This window comes from Enterobacter cloacae complex sp. IR5384 (assembly GCF_049237265.1).
In the GTDB taxonomy this organism is placed as follows: Bacteria; Pseudomonadota; Gammaproteobacteria; order Enterobacterales; family Enterobacteriaceae; genus Enterobacter; species Enterobacter cloacae.
In genome coordinates, this window is sequence record NZ_JBMKHJ010000015.1 from 91030 (window position 1) to 106146 (window position 15117).

Sequence of the window (15117 nt, forward strand, 5' to 3'; positions counted from 1 at the left end):
CAGCGCCACCCGGCAAGAACGGTGCACAATTGCCGGGTGGCGGCTACGCCTTACCCGGCCTAAGGGAGCGATGGTTCAAGGACGGTAAAACGGCTTATCTCCCAAAATTGTCGCCCGCTGCATAATCCGACGCTGTGGCAGATAATCCGCATTCGCATAGTGCTGCGTCACGCGGTTATCCCAGATCGCCAGATCGTTCTCCTGCCAGCGCCAGCGCACCTGAAACTCCGGTTTGGTGATATGCGCAAACAGGAAACGTAACAGCGCCTCGCTCTCTTTTTCCGTCACGTCCACAATCCGCGTCGTGAATCCCTCATTCACAAACAGCGCCTGCTTGCCGGTTACCGGATGGGTGCGCACGACCGGATGGAGCAGCGGGGGATGTTTCGCAACCGCCTCATGCCAGCGCTGATGCTCCGCTTCTGTTTTGCGGTACTTGTACTCCTGGAATGATTTTTTAAAGTCATGCTCCGCCCGCAGGCCGCTCAGCAGGGTACGGAAGGGTGCGGACAGCGCCTCAAAGGCCGCAATGCCGCTGGCCCACAGCGTATCGCCGCCCGTCTCCGGCAGCAGCTTCGCCGAAAGAATCGCCCCTGCAGGTGGCGTCTCGATAAACGTCACATCCGTGTGCCAGTTGTCGTTGTCCGGCGGATTATCGTTATGCGTGTCGAGCACAATAATCTCCTCCACCCCTTCCGCATGCGGATAAACCGGATGGATATGCAGATCGCCAAAGCGCAGTGCCAGGGCGCGTTGCTGCTGCGGGGTGATTGCCTGTTCGCGCAGGAATACCACCTGATGGCGCAGCACCGCATGATAAAGCTGCTCAAACTGGTTATCGCTCAGCGGACGGGTCACATCCAGGCCCGACACCTGCGCACCAATATATGGCCCCAGCGGGGTAATGGTCAGACGTTCACTCATTGTATTTCTCCATGCCAGGGCGTCAGACGACGCTGCAGCGCGCGCAGCCCCAGTTCTAATCCAAAGGCGATCACGGCGATAACCGCAATCCCGGCCAGTACCACGTCAGTCGCCAGAAACTCCCCCGCCGACTGCACCATAAACCCTAACCCTCGGGTGGCGGCGATCAGCTCTGCCGCCACCAGCGTTGACCAGCCCACGCCAAGGCCGATGCGTAATCCGGTTAAAATCTCCGGCAGTGCGCCCGGTAAAATCACAAACAGCAGCACCTGTGTCCGGCTGGCTCCCAGCGATTGCGCCGCGCGGATCCGCACCTGCTGAGCGCTTTTGACACCCGCCAGAGCCGACATGGCAACCGGGGCGAAAATCGCCAGATAAATCAGCAGGATTTTTGACGTTTCACCGATGCCGAACCAGATCACCATCAGCGGCAGATAGGCCAGCGGCGGCACCGGACGGTAAAGCTCAATCAGCGGGTCGAGGATGCCGCGCACCGTCGGGCTTAAGCCCATCGCGATCCCGACCGGAATGCCGATTATCACCGCCGCCAGTAGCGCCACCAGAATGCGCGCCAGGCTTGCACCTAAGTGCTGCCAGAGCGTAGCGTCCATAAAGCCCTGCGGCCCGGCAATGGTGATGAGTTTTGCCAGCACCTGCCCCGGCGGCGGCAGAAACAGCGGGTTGATCCATGCCTGCGCGGCAACCAGCCACCAGACCGCCAGCAACACCAGCAACGTGCCGACACTGAGTGTTATCTGGCGCGAGAAAGGCCAGCGTAAGGCCGGGCGCGCGCGTCGCGTTTTCTCGCTGAAGACGATGCTCATGAGAAGGCCTCCCGTTGTTCAAACACGCGGCTTAAGACGTATTCACGCTGTTCGATAAACCGCGGATCGGATTTGATGCTGCGTACCGGCTCCCCCGCGACATAGCGACGGGCAAACTCAAGCGGCAGCCGCTCCAGCACGCGCCCCGGGCCAGGGGACAACAGCACCAGCTCGGTCGCCATAAACACCGCCTCTTCGATATCGTGGGTGATCAGCAGCACCTGTTTACCCGTTTCATGCCACAGGCGTAAAAGCAGGGTTTGCATCTGCTCGCGGGTAAAGGCATCCAGCGCCCCGAACGGCTCATCCAGCAGCAAAAGCTGCGGATTGGCCGCCAGCGCGCGGGCAATACCAACCCGCTGACGCTGGCCGCCGGAAAGCTGCCAGATAAACCGTTTTTCAGCCCCTTCAAGACCGACCTTTTTGAGCATGTCCCGTGCTGTTGCCAGCCGTTGCTCGCGGCTTACGCCCGCCAGTTGCAACCCAAACGCCACGTTTTCCTGCACGTTGCGCCAGGGAAGCAGACCTTCGTTCTGAAAGACCACCCCGCGCTCAGCGCCCGGGCCCTTCACTTTTTTCCCTTCCAGTTGAATGGAGCCATGCTGATATGGCACAAACCCGGCAATCAGATTCAGCAGCGTGGTTTTCCCGCACCCGGACGGGCCAAGCACAACCAGCAGCTCACCGCTCTCCAGCGTCAGGTTGATGTTCTCCAGGGCCGGTTTGCCACCGTAATCAGCAGACAGATTTGTAATAGTCAGCATCGCTGCCCCCCTATTTCACAAAGCGATCGGTCACGTACTGGCTATAGTCCGCCGCCACCGCAGGCACTTTGCCCTGCTCTTTCAGGAACGTGGCGGTATCGACAATCGCTTTGTTTACCGGCCCGGTCAGCTGTTGTACCTGCTGGGCAGGCGTGAGATAGTTATTACCTTTCACCAGCCTTGGAACGTCCGCTTGCGGCACGCCGCTCAGACGGGACAGTTTTTCGAGATTGGCAGGCTGCTTCAGCCATGCATCCGGGTTGCTGATATAGGGCTGCTGAGCGTCGAGGGCGCTTTTGGCAAAGGCCTTCACGACCTCAGGATGTTTCTCAGCAAAATCTTTGCGCACCACCCACACGTCGAGCGTTGGCGCGCCCCACTGGCCCACTTTTTCGGAGTCGGTCAGCACGGTGCCGTCTTTTTCCAGCTCATTAACGGCCGGTGCCCAGACGTATGCACCATCAATATCGCCGCGCTGCCAGGCCGCAATAATCGCCGGTGGCTGCAGATTTATGATTTGCACCTGGCCTGGCTTGATGCCCCAGTGTTTCAGCGCCGCCAGCAGGCTGTAGTGAGTGGTCGAAATGAACGGCACGGCGATGCGCTTGCCGATCAGGTCTTCCGGTTTGGTGATGTTTTTCTTCACCACCAGCGCTTCGGAGTTACCCAGCTGTGAAGCGAGGAGGAAAACTTCAATCGGCACCTGCTGGCTGGCCGCTACCGCCAGCGGGCTGGAACCGATATTACCAATCTGCACGTCGCCGGACGCAAGCGCACGCACCACGGCCGCCCCGCTGTCGAACTTACGCCAGTCGACGTTTGCGCCGCTCTCTTTGGCAAAGGTGTTATCCGCCTGCGCGACTTTCGCAGGCTCTGCGGAGGTCTGATACGCGACGGTGACGTCCACCGCCTGCGCCTGAAATGCCCACAGCGCCAGCGCGCCGAGTAATGTAATTCGCGATGTAATTGCCATCCTGTCTGCTCCCCTTGTTGTTATGAGGGCAGTATTTCCGGCGCGGGAATTTTGATAAAGGAATTAAAACGAATCGCTAATAACGATTCGTTTTTAGAAAAAAAGCGGGAAAGGATAGTTGGTTTTGTGCGGTTGTTTTTTTCCCTCTCCCTGTGGGAGAGGGTCAGGGTGAGGGCATCAGCGCTGCGCGTTAAGCTCAGCAATATCTTTCGGCGTGGTGCGACAGCATCCACCGATTAATCTGGCACCGGCCTCCAGCCACTGGGGCAAATACCCCGCCAGCGTCTCGCACGCTTCACCGTGATGGTGCCAGGTTTTGGTCACCGCATCATAATGCTCGCCCGAGTTCGGATAGACCACCAGCGGCAGTGCCGTCAGGCTGTGCAGGTGTTTCAGCGCCGCGGTGGTGTTTTCCAGCGCGATACAGTTGATGCCCAGCGCCACGACCTGCGAATTATCTTTCAGGGCCGCGACAACTTCCAGCAGCGGTGTCCCGTCGCTCAGGTGCTCGCTGTCGCGCAGGGTAAACGAGAACCATGCCCGGGCGCGGGGATACTCAGCCACAAGTGCTGCCAGCGCCTTGATCTCCTCAAAGGAGGGTAGCGTTTCGCAAGCCAGCAGATCCGCCCCCGCATCCAGCAACGCCTCAATGCGCGGACGATGAAACGCGGTAAACTCTTCGGCGCGACGCACATAATCTCCGCGATACTCAGAGCCATCCGCCAGATAGGCGCCATACGGCCCAACGGACCCCGCCACCAGCAGCGTGCCCGCATGCGGATTTTCCGCCAGATACGCTTCACGCGCCTTACGCGCCAGCTCCACGCTTTTGCCGATCAACGCGCGGGACTGCGCCTCATCCAGACCGCGCGCCGCAAAGCCCGCAGGCGTGGCCTGATAGCTGGCGGTGATCGCCACCTGCGCACCCGCACGGTAGTAGTCGAGGTGGACTTCACGGATAAGCTCCGGGTTTTCCATCAATACTTTGGCAGACCAGAGGTTGTCTGCCAGGTTGCACCCGCGCGCTTCCAGTTCAGTTGCCATTGCGCCATCCAGCACCACAAACGGCTGCTTTTCAAGGAGGGCGGTAAGCGGATTATTCTGCGACATGTTCAGGCTCCTGCGATGTCAGGTTTCGGGTCAGGTAGTAGGCACCATAACACAGGGCGACGAACGGCAGGCCACAATAAAGGGCAATGCGCTGGCTCGGATCAAACCACAGGCCGATACATGCCACCACGCAGAGGATAAACCCGAGCACCGGCACCAGCGGATACCACGGCGCGCGATAGTGCAGAGCAGACAGCGGCTGTCCGGACTGCAGATGACGACGACGGAAGACAAAGTGCGACGCGCAGATGCTGATCCATACCGCCACCACCGCAAAACCGGAAATGGCCGACAGCGCCACAAACACCGTGTCTGGCGCAACCACGCTTGAGAAGAGCGCCAGCACGCCACCGAGCATGGAAACGGAGAGCGCCGTCAGCGGCACGCCGTTTTTATTGACGCGGGCAAAGCAGCGCGGCAGCGTTTTCTCGTTAGAAAGCGACCACAGCATGCGCCCTGAGGCGTACAAGCCAGAGTTTGCCGCCGAGAGGATCGCGGTCAAAATCACAAAGTTAAAGATATCTGCCGCATACGGGATCCCGACTTTTTCAAACACCAGCACAAACGGGCTCTTTTCCACCCCGGCCTGCTGCATCGGGATCAGCGCCGCCAGCACAAACACGGTGCCGATAAAGAAGATGATCAGTCGGGCAATGGTCGCGCGGATCGCCACCGGAATAACCTTATGCGGGTTTTCCGTTTCGCCCGCCGCAATGCCGATAAGCTCGGTGCCGGAGAAGGCAAAGTTCACCGCCACCATGGTCATCAGGATCGGCAGGCCGCCATGCGGGAACCAGCCTTCAGCGGTAATGTTGCTCAGACCCGGCGCAGGCGAACCGTCCTGCATTGGAATAAAGCCAAAGATCGCCGCGCCACCAAGAATAATAAAAGCGATGATGGTGATAACTTTCACCAGCGAGAACCAGAATTCGCCCTCGGCAAAGAAACGCGTGGAGATGACGTTAAGGCCAAAAATCACCACGCAGAAGACCACGCACCATACCCAGACGGGCACCTGTGGGAACCAGTACTGCATACAGAACCCGGCGGCGGTAAAGCTCGACCCTAGCGCCACCGTCCAGGTGAGCCAGTACAGCCACGCCACGGTATAGCCTGTCGCCGGGCCGAGGTAACGAGCGGCATAGACGTGAAACGCACCGGTTTCCGGCATCGCCACCGACAGTTCGCCCAGACACTGCATCACCAGCCAGACTACCAGTGCGCCAATGAGATAGGCCAGCAGCGTGCCTGCGGCCCCGGTTGTCGAAATGATATAACCGGTATTAAAGAATAACCCTGTGCCAATCACGCCACCCAGCGAGAGCATAATCAGGTGGCGTGTTTTCATGGTGCGCTTTAGCTGCCCATTTTCTTGTTGTGTTTGCATATTACCTTCTATACGTATGGACATCTAAACATCCAAAGAAGGTGTGTTATACCGCGATTAACATAAAAAAGCTAGACGACCAGACGCAACCGGGCGCGTCGCGCACTGAGTCGGGGATGGGTTGTGAGGATCACATACAGAATCGGACGCCAGGCCATAAGCACCTCCGCAAGCAGATACTTACAGCATGGCGCGGACGGCTGTGATTCTGGCTCAGACAAAAGTTGTATCTTTCCCCTACCAGCTAAACCCTCTGCATGCTTCGCGCAGGCGAATCAAAAACTGGCGCGCGTTGGTGGTCATCGCCGACTTTTGCGACCACACCGCGCAATACTGCGCCGACGGCAGTTGGGTGATGGGCAACGCCACCAGCTTGTCATCAAGCTGTAGCGGCTGACACATCGCCCGCGCGACCACCGTCAGATAGTCCGCGTTAAGCACCATATTTAGCCGTGATGACGGAATCGGTGCGCAGTGGGGTGATATCCACCTGTCGATAAAAATGGCTGAGCTCATTTTGTAGCTGCTGGTAGTAGCCCATGGATGACTCCGGCAGTAGCCATTTGGCCTGACGCAGCGCCATCAGATCGCGGGCTTCTGCCAGTGGGTGCCCCTTGCGTGCGATGATGCAAAACGGCGAGGTAAACAGCGGTTCGATCATCACCCCTTCCGGCGGCGCCATCGGATCCACCGAGCCGATAGCCATATCTATTTCACCGTTTCGTACGCCAGGCAGGAGCGAGGAGAGCTGCCCCTCCTTCACCGTCAGCAAGACCTGGGGCAGCGTTTTCTTGAATGCCTCGGCCACATCGGGAAAGACGGTCAGCGCAATAAGCGAAGAGAACCCCACCGTCAGACGCCCGTGAGTAAAATGGTTAATCTGCTCCACTTCATCCGCCGCACGCCGCAGCTCTTCAAGCACCCACTCCGCCCGTTGGGAAAACGCCATTCCCGCCTCGGTAAGGGCAATCCCCTCTTTGCTGCGCAATAAAAGTTGGGTGCCTAAAGTTTGCTCAAGCTCACGCAATGTACGGCTCAAACCGGGCTGCGAAACGCCCAGTTCCCGTGCGGCCGAACGGATACTGCCGCTGCGCGCCACCTGACGAAAGGCCTGAAGATGGCCGAGTTTTGGCAGATATTTCATCGCTCGCCCTATAACAAAAAAGCATCACCTATAGCAAAATTATATCTTCCCGCCTGTCTGGTAAACCCCTAGATTCAGAGTGCACACAACCATTCTCATCACACTCTGACGTCAGGCGGAAAACACAATGAAAAGCCAGTCACAGATGATTTTTTTACTTTTTATCGGCTATGTCGTGGTCTACATCGATAAAACCGTAATGGGTTTTGCCCTGCTGCCGATCGAAAAAGAGTTCGGGCTTACCACCGCGCAGCTGGGCTATATCACCGGGATCTTCTTTCTCGCCTACTCTCTCTTTCAGGTGCCTGCTGGCTGGCTAAACGACCGAATCGGCTACAAAACCATGCTGATCCTTTCTCTGTGTGCACTGGGGATCTTCGCCCTCTGCTTTGGCGCGCTGGGTATGAGCGTTGGCCTGCTGCTGGTGTTTCGCTTTCTCTCCGGCGTGGGGCATTCCGGCTATCCCTGCTCCTGCGCGAAAGCGGTGGTCAGCAATTTTACGCTGGAAAAACGCACCTTCGCCCAGTCGGTCCTGCTCTCCTCCGCCGGGCTGGCGATGACCGTCGGGCCGATTGTGGCCGTCTCGGCGCTGGAACACCTGGGCTGGCACGCCTCCTTTGTGGCATTAGGGATCGTTGCCTGCGCCATTGCCATGCTGATCGCCTTGCGCGTGCCGTATCAGAAACCCGCGCCACGCCAGGCCACACATGGGCAACGCGAGGCGCTGTGGCGTAACCCCACGGTGCTGCTGCTGTTTTTCTCGGTGTTTTGCATCAATATCCCAAGCTATGGCCTGTTGGCCTGGCTGCCAAAATTCTTTGTCCAGAGCATGGGCATGCCGATTGAGGTGTCCGGTTATATCGTGGCGGCTGGCGGCGCGGGGATCTGGCTTTCGTCGTTGTGCACCGGCTGGCTGGTCGGAAAATACTTCCACCACCGCGAGCCACAGGTGATTTTGATCTGCGCACTGGTGAGCGCTGCTGCCATTCTCGGCATCTTCCACACCGCCACGGCGATGAGTGCCAGCATCCTGCTGTTTGTGGGGGAGATCTTCCTGATGGCCACCTTTGTGACCGCGTTTACCCTGCCAATGAAACGCCTGCCGGAGAACATCATGGGCTCGGCCATCGGGCTGATAAACACCGGAGGGACGCTGGGGGGCTTCGTTTCACCGGTTGTTATTGGCTATCTCGTTGGAAAAAGCCACAGTTATGAAAGCGCATTTATTTTCTTGTCACTGGCAATGGTGTGCGCGGGCGTGGCGATAGTGCCACTGATAAAAAAACCTGCGCCCTCACTGCCGGTGACTGACTGAAGGAGACTGTCATGAAAAGTAGCACTGAAAACCTTATCCGCGACGTTCACGACGAGGTGATCCGCTGGCGCAGGCATATTCATGCCAACCCGGATCTCTCATTTCAGGAAAAGCCGACCGCAGATTTTATCGCCCGTGAACTGGCGAATCTGCCGGAGCTGACGATTAGCCGCCCGCTGGAGAACAGCGTGGTGGCGGTATTACAGGGTGAAAAACCCGGCCCGATGTGGGCACTGCGTGCTGATATCGACGCCCTGCCGCTGCAGGAAGAGAGCGGTGAAGCATTCAGCTCAACCAAACCCGGCGTAATGCACGCCTGCGGTCACGATGCCCACACCGCCATGCTGATGGGCGCGGCGAAAGTGCTTTGCCACCTGCGCAGCCAGCTGTGCGGCAGCATCAAGTTTATCTTCCAGCCTGCCGAAGAAGTGCCGCCGGGCGGCGCGCGCGAACTGGTGGAGAAAGGCGAGGTTGACGATGTCGAGAAGATCTTCGGTCTGCACGTTTTCCCGACCAGTCCTACCGGTAACATTACGCTGAAAGAAGGGGTGTATGTCGCTTCCAGCGATAATTTTGATATCACGATCTTCGGCCGGGGCGGACATGGCTCAATGCCGCAGTTCTGCATCGACCCGGTGGTAATCGGCGCTGAAGTTGTCACCGCGCTGCAAAACGTGGTGGCGCGTAATCTCGACCCGATTAACGCCCCGGTGCTGACCATCGCGACCTTCCAGGCCGGTGACAGCTATAACGTGATTCCGGACAGCGCCCGCCTGGCCGGAACGGTGCGTACTCATAATCAGCAGGTACGCGAGCAGGTACCGCAGCTGGTGCAGCGTATTGTCGAGGGCGTCGTCAGTGCCCACGGCGCGCGCTGTGAGATCCGCTGGCAGCAGGGTTACGCCGTTGGCAACAACCATGCCGACACCAATGCCATCGCCAAAGCGGCGATTGCAGCGCACTTCGAAGAAGGAACGCTGCAGCTTGCCGATCGGGCCCTGTTTGGCAGCGAAGATTTCTCCTCGTATCAGGAGAAAGTCCCGGGAACGTTTCTGTTCATCGGCTGCGGCAACGAGGAAAAAGGCGCGGTCTGGAACGTCCACAATCCACACTTTCGCATCGACGAGGCCGCGCTGGCAGTGGGCGTGAAAACGCACGTTGCGCTGGTGAGCCCTCTTTTTGAGGAGATTTGACCCCTCCCATCCTGACATTGCCCGGCGGCGCGTCGCCTGCGCAGGCCGGCGCAATGGTTGGTAAATCCGTCAATCAGTTCTATAGTCGTCACAGTTTCTTAGTAACCAGGACTGACTGATGCGCTTTAACGGACTGACCAAAGGTTTCTTTATCTTTATTCTCGCCCTCGTGACGTGGGCGTTTTTCGACGTGCTGTCGCCCTACTTTTCCGCCATTCTGTGGGCCGCCATTCTGACCGTTATCTTTAACCCGGTAAAAAACAAGCTGCGCGCCGCACTGGGAGATCGCAACGGGCTGGCCTCGCTGCTGACCATCGGCATTATCTGCCTGATTGTCTTTATCCCGTTGATGGTGATCTTCTCCTCGCTCGCCATAGAGCTGAACGTGGTGTACACCAAACTGCAGGAGAACAACACCCAGTTCCCGGAGGTGGTGGCGAGCATCTTTAACCATCTGCCGGACTGGGCCAGCGGTTTCCTCGCGGATCACAACCTGACCAACGCCGCGCAGATCCAGAAAAAACTCTCCGATGTCGCCCTGCAGGGCGGGCAGTATCTGGCGGGCAGCGCGTTTCTGATCGGCAAAGGGACGTTCGGCTTTGCCATTAGCTTCGGCATCATGCTGTATCTGCTGTTCTTCTTGCTGAAAGACGGGCCGTTCCTGGTGCGCCAGATCCTCGACTCCCTGCCTCTGTCCGATTTCGCCAAGCAGCACCTGTTCGCCAAGTTTGTCGGCGTCTCGCGGGCGACGGTAAAAGGCACGGCGGTTGTCGCGGTGGTTCAGGGCACGCTCGGCGGGATTGCGTTTGCCATTGCCGGTATCGACGGCAGCATCCTTTGGGGAGCGCTGATGGCCTTCCTCTCCCTGGTGCCTGCGGTGGGGTCGGCGATTGTCTGGGTTCCGGCCGCCATTTTCCTCTTCGCGACGCATCAGATCTGGCAGGGGTTGTTCATTGTCGGCTTCTTCGTGATTATCGTCGGGCTGGTAGATAATATCCTGCGCCCGCTGCTGGTAGGCAAAGATACCAAAATGCCGGACTACCTGATCCTGATATCAACGCTTGGCGGCATGGAGCTGTACGGCATTAACGGCTTCGTGATTGGCCCGCTGATTGCCGCGCTGTTTATCGCCTGCTGGAACCTCTTCTCCGGTCGAGATCACGCGGGTAACGCCGAAGAGCTGGATGCCGCGTTTATTGAAGAAGGGAAAAATCCTCCAGATTTATAAACCGCTGACGATAACCTTCCCAACAGGCGGCGCTGTGCCGCCTTTTTTTTCGCCTTAAATCAAACGTTTTCTATAATTTGAAAGAACGCCATCCTTCTTTGGTCGTAAAAGGATCACCAGGTGCGAATCGCGACGATAACAAACTGGGCCTACGGTGCCACGGTCTGCCTGACCCTCGCTTCCGGCATCATCATGCTGATGGCGTCCAATGCCGACACCCTTGAGCGTCAGGCCGTTGAACAGCGGCAGATATTTGATCAACTTACGGAAGATATCGAAACCGATATCTGGGCGCAGTCTGATTTAGCCCGCCTGTACGTGATTAAAAAAGATCCGCAAATTCTCAGGGAATACAACCAGTCAGAGAACAAGCTGAAGAGTACCGAACTCCGGCTGGAAAAACTGCAGGATGTCGGCGCGTCAGATGATGAGCTGTCTCTGCTGCATGAAGGGATAAAAATCGTCGATGAGCTACAGGACGAACAGCAGGCCGCCCTCACCCACACGGCGCAGGGAGAAGATGCGCAGGCCATCGCCCTGCTCTACGGTGCGCCCTATGAGCAGGAGCTGGAACGCGCCCAGAATCAGATCGAACACTTCCGCCAGATACTCGACAAGCGGGTGATCGCTTCCGTTCAGGAGGCAACCAAAAAATCGAAAACGCTGCGGACAATCTCTGAAATGATGGTTGGCCTGACCGCCCTGCTGTTCCTGTTTGTGCTTGGCTTTATCTTAAAACGGCGCGTGCTGCGCCCGGTGGTACGCCTGAGCGATGTGGTGCATCGCCTGGCGTCGCAGGACTATGCCGTAGAAACACCCAATTTCAACCAGATCGATGAGATTGGCGATATGGCGCAGGCGATTCGTATCTTTCGTGAAAATGGCCTTGCGCGGCAGCGTCTGGAAAAAGAGCGCGACGCCGACTGGGCCATCCGCGAGCTGCTGGCGCGCATGACCCAGCGGCTGCAGGGGTGTGAAAACTTTGCGGACGTGATTAACGTAGCGGAGCTGTTCGCCCCCAATATCGCGCCGGGAATTGCCGGGCGGCTCTATATCCTCGACCGCGATCCGTGGCAGATGCGCTGCGTCGCGCAGTGGCTTTCGCCGCCAGGAGAGGATACGCCTTTTCATCCCGATGAGTGCTGGGCGGTCAGACGTGGGCAAAGCCATCCTCCGGTGAATGGCGAGCCGGATATCGCCTGCTACCATCTGCCGGCGTCGCACACGCATACGTCGCTCTGCGTTCCTATGATTGCCCAGGGCGAAGCCATTGGGTTGCTCTCCTTCCAGAACATCACTGCGGAAAATGCCCCTTCCCGCGCCTATCTGGAGCTGATGGCTGAAGCGCTGGCCTGGCGCTGGCCAACCAACGTCTGCGCGATGCCCTGCTGGAAAAAGCCCTCTTCGATCCGCTCACCGGCTTGCGTAACCGCCATCATCTGGAAGATACCCTGCGCACCCAAATGGCGCAGGCGGTGCGCAATGAAGAGCCGGTAAGCTGCCTGATGATCGACATCGACCACTTCAAAAGCATCAATGACCGCTTTGGTCATGAAGCGGGCGATCAGGTCATCAAAAGCGTGGCCACCATCATACAACGCGCCGTACACGACAGCGGGCTGGCATTCCGCTATGGCGGCGAAGAGTTTCTGGTGTTGCTTTCCGGCGTCGATGAAGAGGCGGCGCAGGCGTGCGCCAAAGAGATTTATAACGGCGTGCATGAACTGTCGCTGCGCTATGGGCTTTCAGAGATTGGCCCTGTGGATGTGTCGATTGGCGTCGCCAGCTATCCGCAGCACGCTCAGAGCGATAACCTGCTGCGCGCTGCCGACGTGGCCTTATACCGGGCGAAAGAGCTGGGCCGTTCGCGTATTGTGAGCTTTGGGATGCTGGAGGCGGGCTGACGGTGATTTTCGCGCCCTGAGCTTCACCGATTCAGGCGCGCGTGATCGCCCAGAGCACCACAATCCCCAGCGGATTACTCCGCTTTTCCACGTACAGGGTAGAGTTGGAATAGACGTTACCCTTCGGGTTACAGATGCGGATCTCTTTTTTTAACTCCGGCTCGTAGACTTCTGCCCCCGAGCAGCTGTGGCGGGTACTGGATTCATACCGGTAAGGTTTGCTCCATGAGGAATAGTCTCCCTCCAGTAGCCAGGCCGTTGTAAAAATCGCGAACATGGCAACCGGCAGGCTGCAAATGAAGAAGCCAAGGTATAGTTTTATCGCGCCAGCAACACGCTTGCCTTTGAGTCGTCCCTTTCTGATAAAAATAACCATCGGCACCAGCGCCAGCAGCAACGCCCCTCCGGCCAGATACTGCTCCCCGCGGATCGTAAGGTATGTCACGCGATAAACGTTAACTGACCAGACCACAAAACCAGATAGCAGGGCTATACCGCCCGCGATGAGTGGGAGCCAAAAGGTATAAGTCTCTTTTTTCATGGTGGACATATCCTTGTCATTTTTGGGTGGTGAGAAGATCAATCATCGCCCGGGTGGCCGCCGACTGGCGTCGATGTGGCGCGAAGAGCACGGAGAACGGCCGCGACCGTCCACGCAGGTGTGGCAGCACCTCAACTAACTGACCGCGCTGTATCCTGTCGCGGACGATAAATTCATAGCTCTGGCAGATCCCCATCCCCTGTTCCGCCAGCGAAACCACGCCGAGTACATCGTCTGAGATTTCGATAGTTGAACCCGGCAGCCAGTCAATATCACGTTCCTCATCACGAAACACCCAGGGGGCAATGCGTCCGGTACGCGGCATGATAAAGGGCAGACAGGTGTGACGATGCAACTCCTCCAGCGTCTGCGGGCTCCCCATGCGGTGCAGGTAATCAGGCGATGCAACCAGCAGCAGCGCTGCGTCCTCCAGCTTGCGCGCGACTAACCCACTGTCGGGCAACTGCCCCAGGCGAATCGCCAGATCGAATCCCTCCGCAATCAGATCAACGTTGCGATTGGTGATGTTCAGCTCCACCTGAACGCGTGGGTAGTGTTGGGCAAAGCGCGCCAGCAGCGGCGGCAGACGGTAGTGCCCGTAGGTGGTTGGAACGCTCATTCGCACGCGACCGGTCAGATCGCCTTCCTGGCCCCGCCCCTCGCGTTCGGCGTCATCAAGCAGTGCAAACGCAGACCTCGCCTGTTCCAGATAAACGCGTCCGGCCTCCGTCAGCCCCACGCGGCGGGTCGTTCGCTGTAATAACTGCCGTCCAAGCCGCGCTTCCAGGCGGGAAACCGCGCGACTCAGGACAGAGGGTGTGGTGGAAAGGACAACCGCTGCGGCAGTAAAAGAGCCGTGTTCAACGACAGTAATGAAGACTTCAACGTCTCCGAGATAATCGAATTTGCGGCTCATTTTGCTCTTTCAGGAACAAATGTTTTTCAATCTGGCTAATTTATCCCCTCCGGAGTGATGAGTAAAGTGAGCTGCATTCATCACCAGAGGGTAAACACTATGGATCTTCAACTCACCGGTAAGACCGCGCTGGTTACGGGCGCAACCGCAGGCATTGGTTTGGCCATCGCACGCACGCTCGCTCAAGAAGGGGTTGCCGTCACCCTTACCGGACGCGACCCGGCAAAGCTGCAAAAAGCCGCGGCCACCATCACCGACGCGACGCCTGACGCACAGGTCTCCACCGTTGTCGTTGACCTCGGTACCCTGGAGGGCGCAGAAGCCCTGTTCGCCGCCTGCCCTGATACCGATATTCTGATTAATAACCTGGGGTTCTACGAAGCCAAAGCTTTCGCGGATATTAACGACGAAGACTGGCTGCGCATGTTCAACACCAATGTGATGTCCGGCGTCCGCCTCTCACGCCACTACTTCCCGCGCATGCTGGAACGGAACTGGGGACGGGTGATTTTTATATCCAGCGAAGTGGGCGCCTTTACGCCGCCAGACATGGTGCATTACGGCGTCAGCAAATCAGCGCAGCTTGCTGTTTCGCGCGGTATGGCCGAACTGACCCGGGGAACCGGCGTGACGGTTAACAGCGTGCTGCCGTCGGCGACGCGCTCGGACGGCATTATTGAGTACCTTCGCCAGACCGCGCCTGCCCCGGATATGACCGATCGGGAGATCGAAGCGCATTTCTTCCAGACCTACCGCCCCAGCTCGTTGATAGCCAGAATGATTGAGGCAGACGAGATCGCGGCGATGGTCGCTCTGTTAGCCAGCCCACTGGGCGCGGCATCCAACGGGGCGGCTGTACGCGTCGAGGGCGGCACGTTCCGTTCCATCCTTTAA

12 protein-coding genes and 2 pseudogenes are annotated in these 15117 nt (G+C 58.1%); 5 read left to right on the forward strand and 9 right to left on the reverse strand.

The window, feature by feature from the left end; translation table 11 throughout:
* Positions 1 to 75: 75 nt before the first annotated feature.
* From tauD to ACOTX3_RS14235, 7 genes and pseudogenes are all read right to left on the reverse strand, one after another.
* On the reverse strand, positions 76 to 924 hold the full coding sequence (gene tauD / locus ACOTX3_RS14205; RefSeq protein ID WP_038982868.1) for a taurine dioxygenase: 849 nt from the start codon (positions 922 to 924) through the stop codon (positions 76 to 78).
* Positions 921 to 1748, reverse strand: coding sequence for a taurine ABC transporter permease TauC (gene tauC, locus ACOTX3_RS14210; protein ID WP_058678418.1), 828 nt, complete (start codon positions 1746 to 1748; stop codon positions 921 to 923). The genes tauD and tauC overlap by 4 nt, the downstream gene beginning before the upstream one ends.
* Complete coding sequence (tauB, locus tag ACOTX3_RS14215) at positions 1745 to 2512, reverse strand: taurine ABC transporter ATP-binding subunit (RefSeq protein ID WP_045901747.1); 768 nt, start codon at positions 2510 to 2512, stop codon at positions 1745 to 1747. The genes tauC and tauB overlap by 4 nt, the downstream gene beginning before the upstream one ends.
* Positions 2513 to 2522: 10 nt before the next feature.
* A complete protein-coding gene (tauA, locus tag ACOTX3_RS14220) occupies positions 2523 to 3485 on the reverse strand; it encodes a taurine ABC transporter substrate-binding protein (RefSeq protein ID WP_058678417.1) in 963 nt (320 codons plus the stop codon).
* Positions 3486 to 3662: 177 nt separating this feature from the next.
* Positions 3663 to 4595 carry a homocysteine S-methyltransferase gene (mmuM, locus tag ACOTX3_RS14225; RefSeq protein ID WP_013095773.1) on the reverse strand — a complete coding sequence of 311 codons (933 nt, stop codon included), beginning with the start codon at positions 4593 to 4595 and terminating at the stop codon, positions 3663 to 3665.
* Entirely contained in the window at positions 4582 to 5982 is a 1401-nt protein-coding gene (mmuP, locus tag ACOTX3_RS14230; protein ID WP_013095772.1) for an S-methylmethionine permease, read from the reverse strand. Before mmuP ends, mmuM begins: the two co-directional genes overlap by 14 nt.
* Positions 5983 to 6219: 237 nt before the next feature.
* Positions 6220 to 7126 (reverse strand): annotated as a pseudogene (locus ACOTX3_RS14235) (LysR substrate-binding domain-containing protein).
* A gap of 127 nt (positions 7127 to 7253) precedes the next feature.
* On the opposite strand from ACOTX3_RS14235, the gene ACOTX3_RS14240 reads away from it, so the two are divergent.
* From ACOTX3_RS14240 to ACOTX3_RS14255, 4 genes and pseudogenes are all read left to right on the forward strand, one after another.
* Positions 7254 to 8441, forward strand: coding sequence for an MFS transporter (locus ACOTX3_RS14240; protein ID WP_058678415.1), 1188 nt, complete (start codon positions 7254 to 7256; stop codon positions 8439 to 8441).
* A gap of 11 nt (positions 8442 to 8452) precedes the next feature.
* Entirely contained in the window at positions 8453 to 9634 is a 1182-nt protein-coding gene (locus tag ACOTX3_RS14245) for an amidohydrolase (RefSeq protein WP_058678414.1), read from the forward strand.
* Between the two features lie 118 nt (positions 9635 to 9752).
* A complete protein-coding gene (locus tag ACOTX3_RS14250; protein ID WP_013095768.1) occupies positions 9753 to 10862 on the forward strand; it encodes an AI-2E family transporter in 1110 nt (369 codons plus the stop codon).
* A gap of 120 nt (positions 10863 to 10982) precedes the next feature.
* Positions 10983 to 12766: pseudogene (locus ACOTX3_RS14255) on the forward strand (diguanylate cyclase).
* Positions 12767 to 12797: 31 nt separating this feature from the next.
* On the opposite strand, the gene ACOTX3_RS14260 reads toward ACOTX3_RS14255, so the two are convergent.
* Both ACOTX3_RS14260 and ACOTX3_RS14265 read right to left on the reverse strand, forming a co-directional pair.
* Positions 12798 to 13307: a hypothetical protein gene (locus ACOTX3_RS14260; RefSeq protein WP_058678412.1), complete on the reverse strand. Its 510-nt coding sequence runs from the start codon at positions 13305 to 13307 to the stop codon at positions 12798 to 12800.
* Between the two features lie 16 nt (positions 13308 to 13323).
* Complete coding sequence (locus ACOTX3_RS14265; protein ID WP_029882445.1) at positions 13324 to 14223, reverse strand: LysR family transcriptional regulator; 900 nt, start codon at positions 14221 to 14223, stop codon at positions 13324 to 13326.
* Between the two features lie 99 nt (positions 14224 to 14322).
* Here ACOTX3_RS14265 and ACOTX3_RS14270 point away from each other — a divergent pair, with 99 nt between their 5' ends.
* Positions 14323 to 15117, forward strand: coding sequence for an SDR family NAD(P)-dependent oxidoreductase (locus tag ACOTX3_RS14270; RefSeq protein ID WP_023620951.1), 795 nt, complete (start codon positions 14323 to 14325; stop codon positions 15115 to 15117).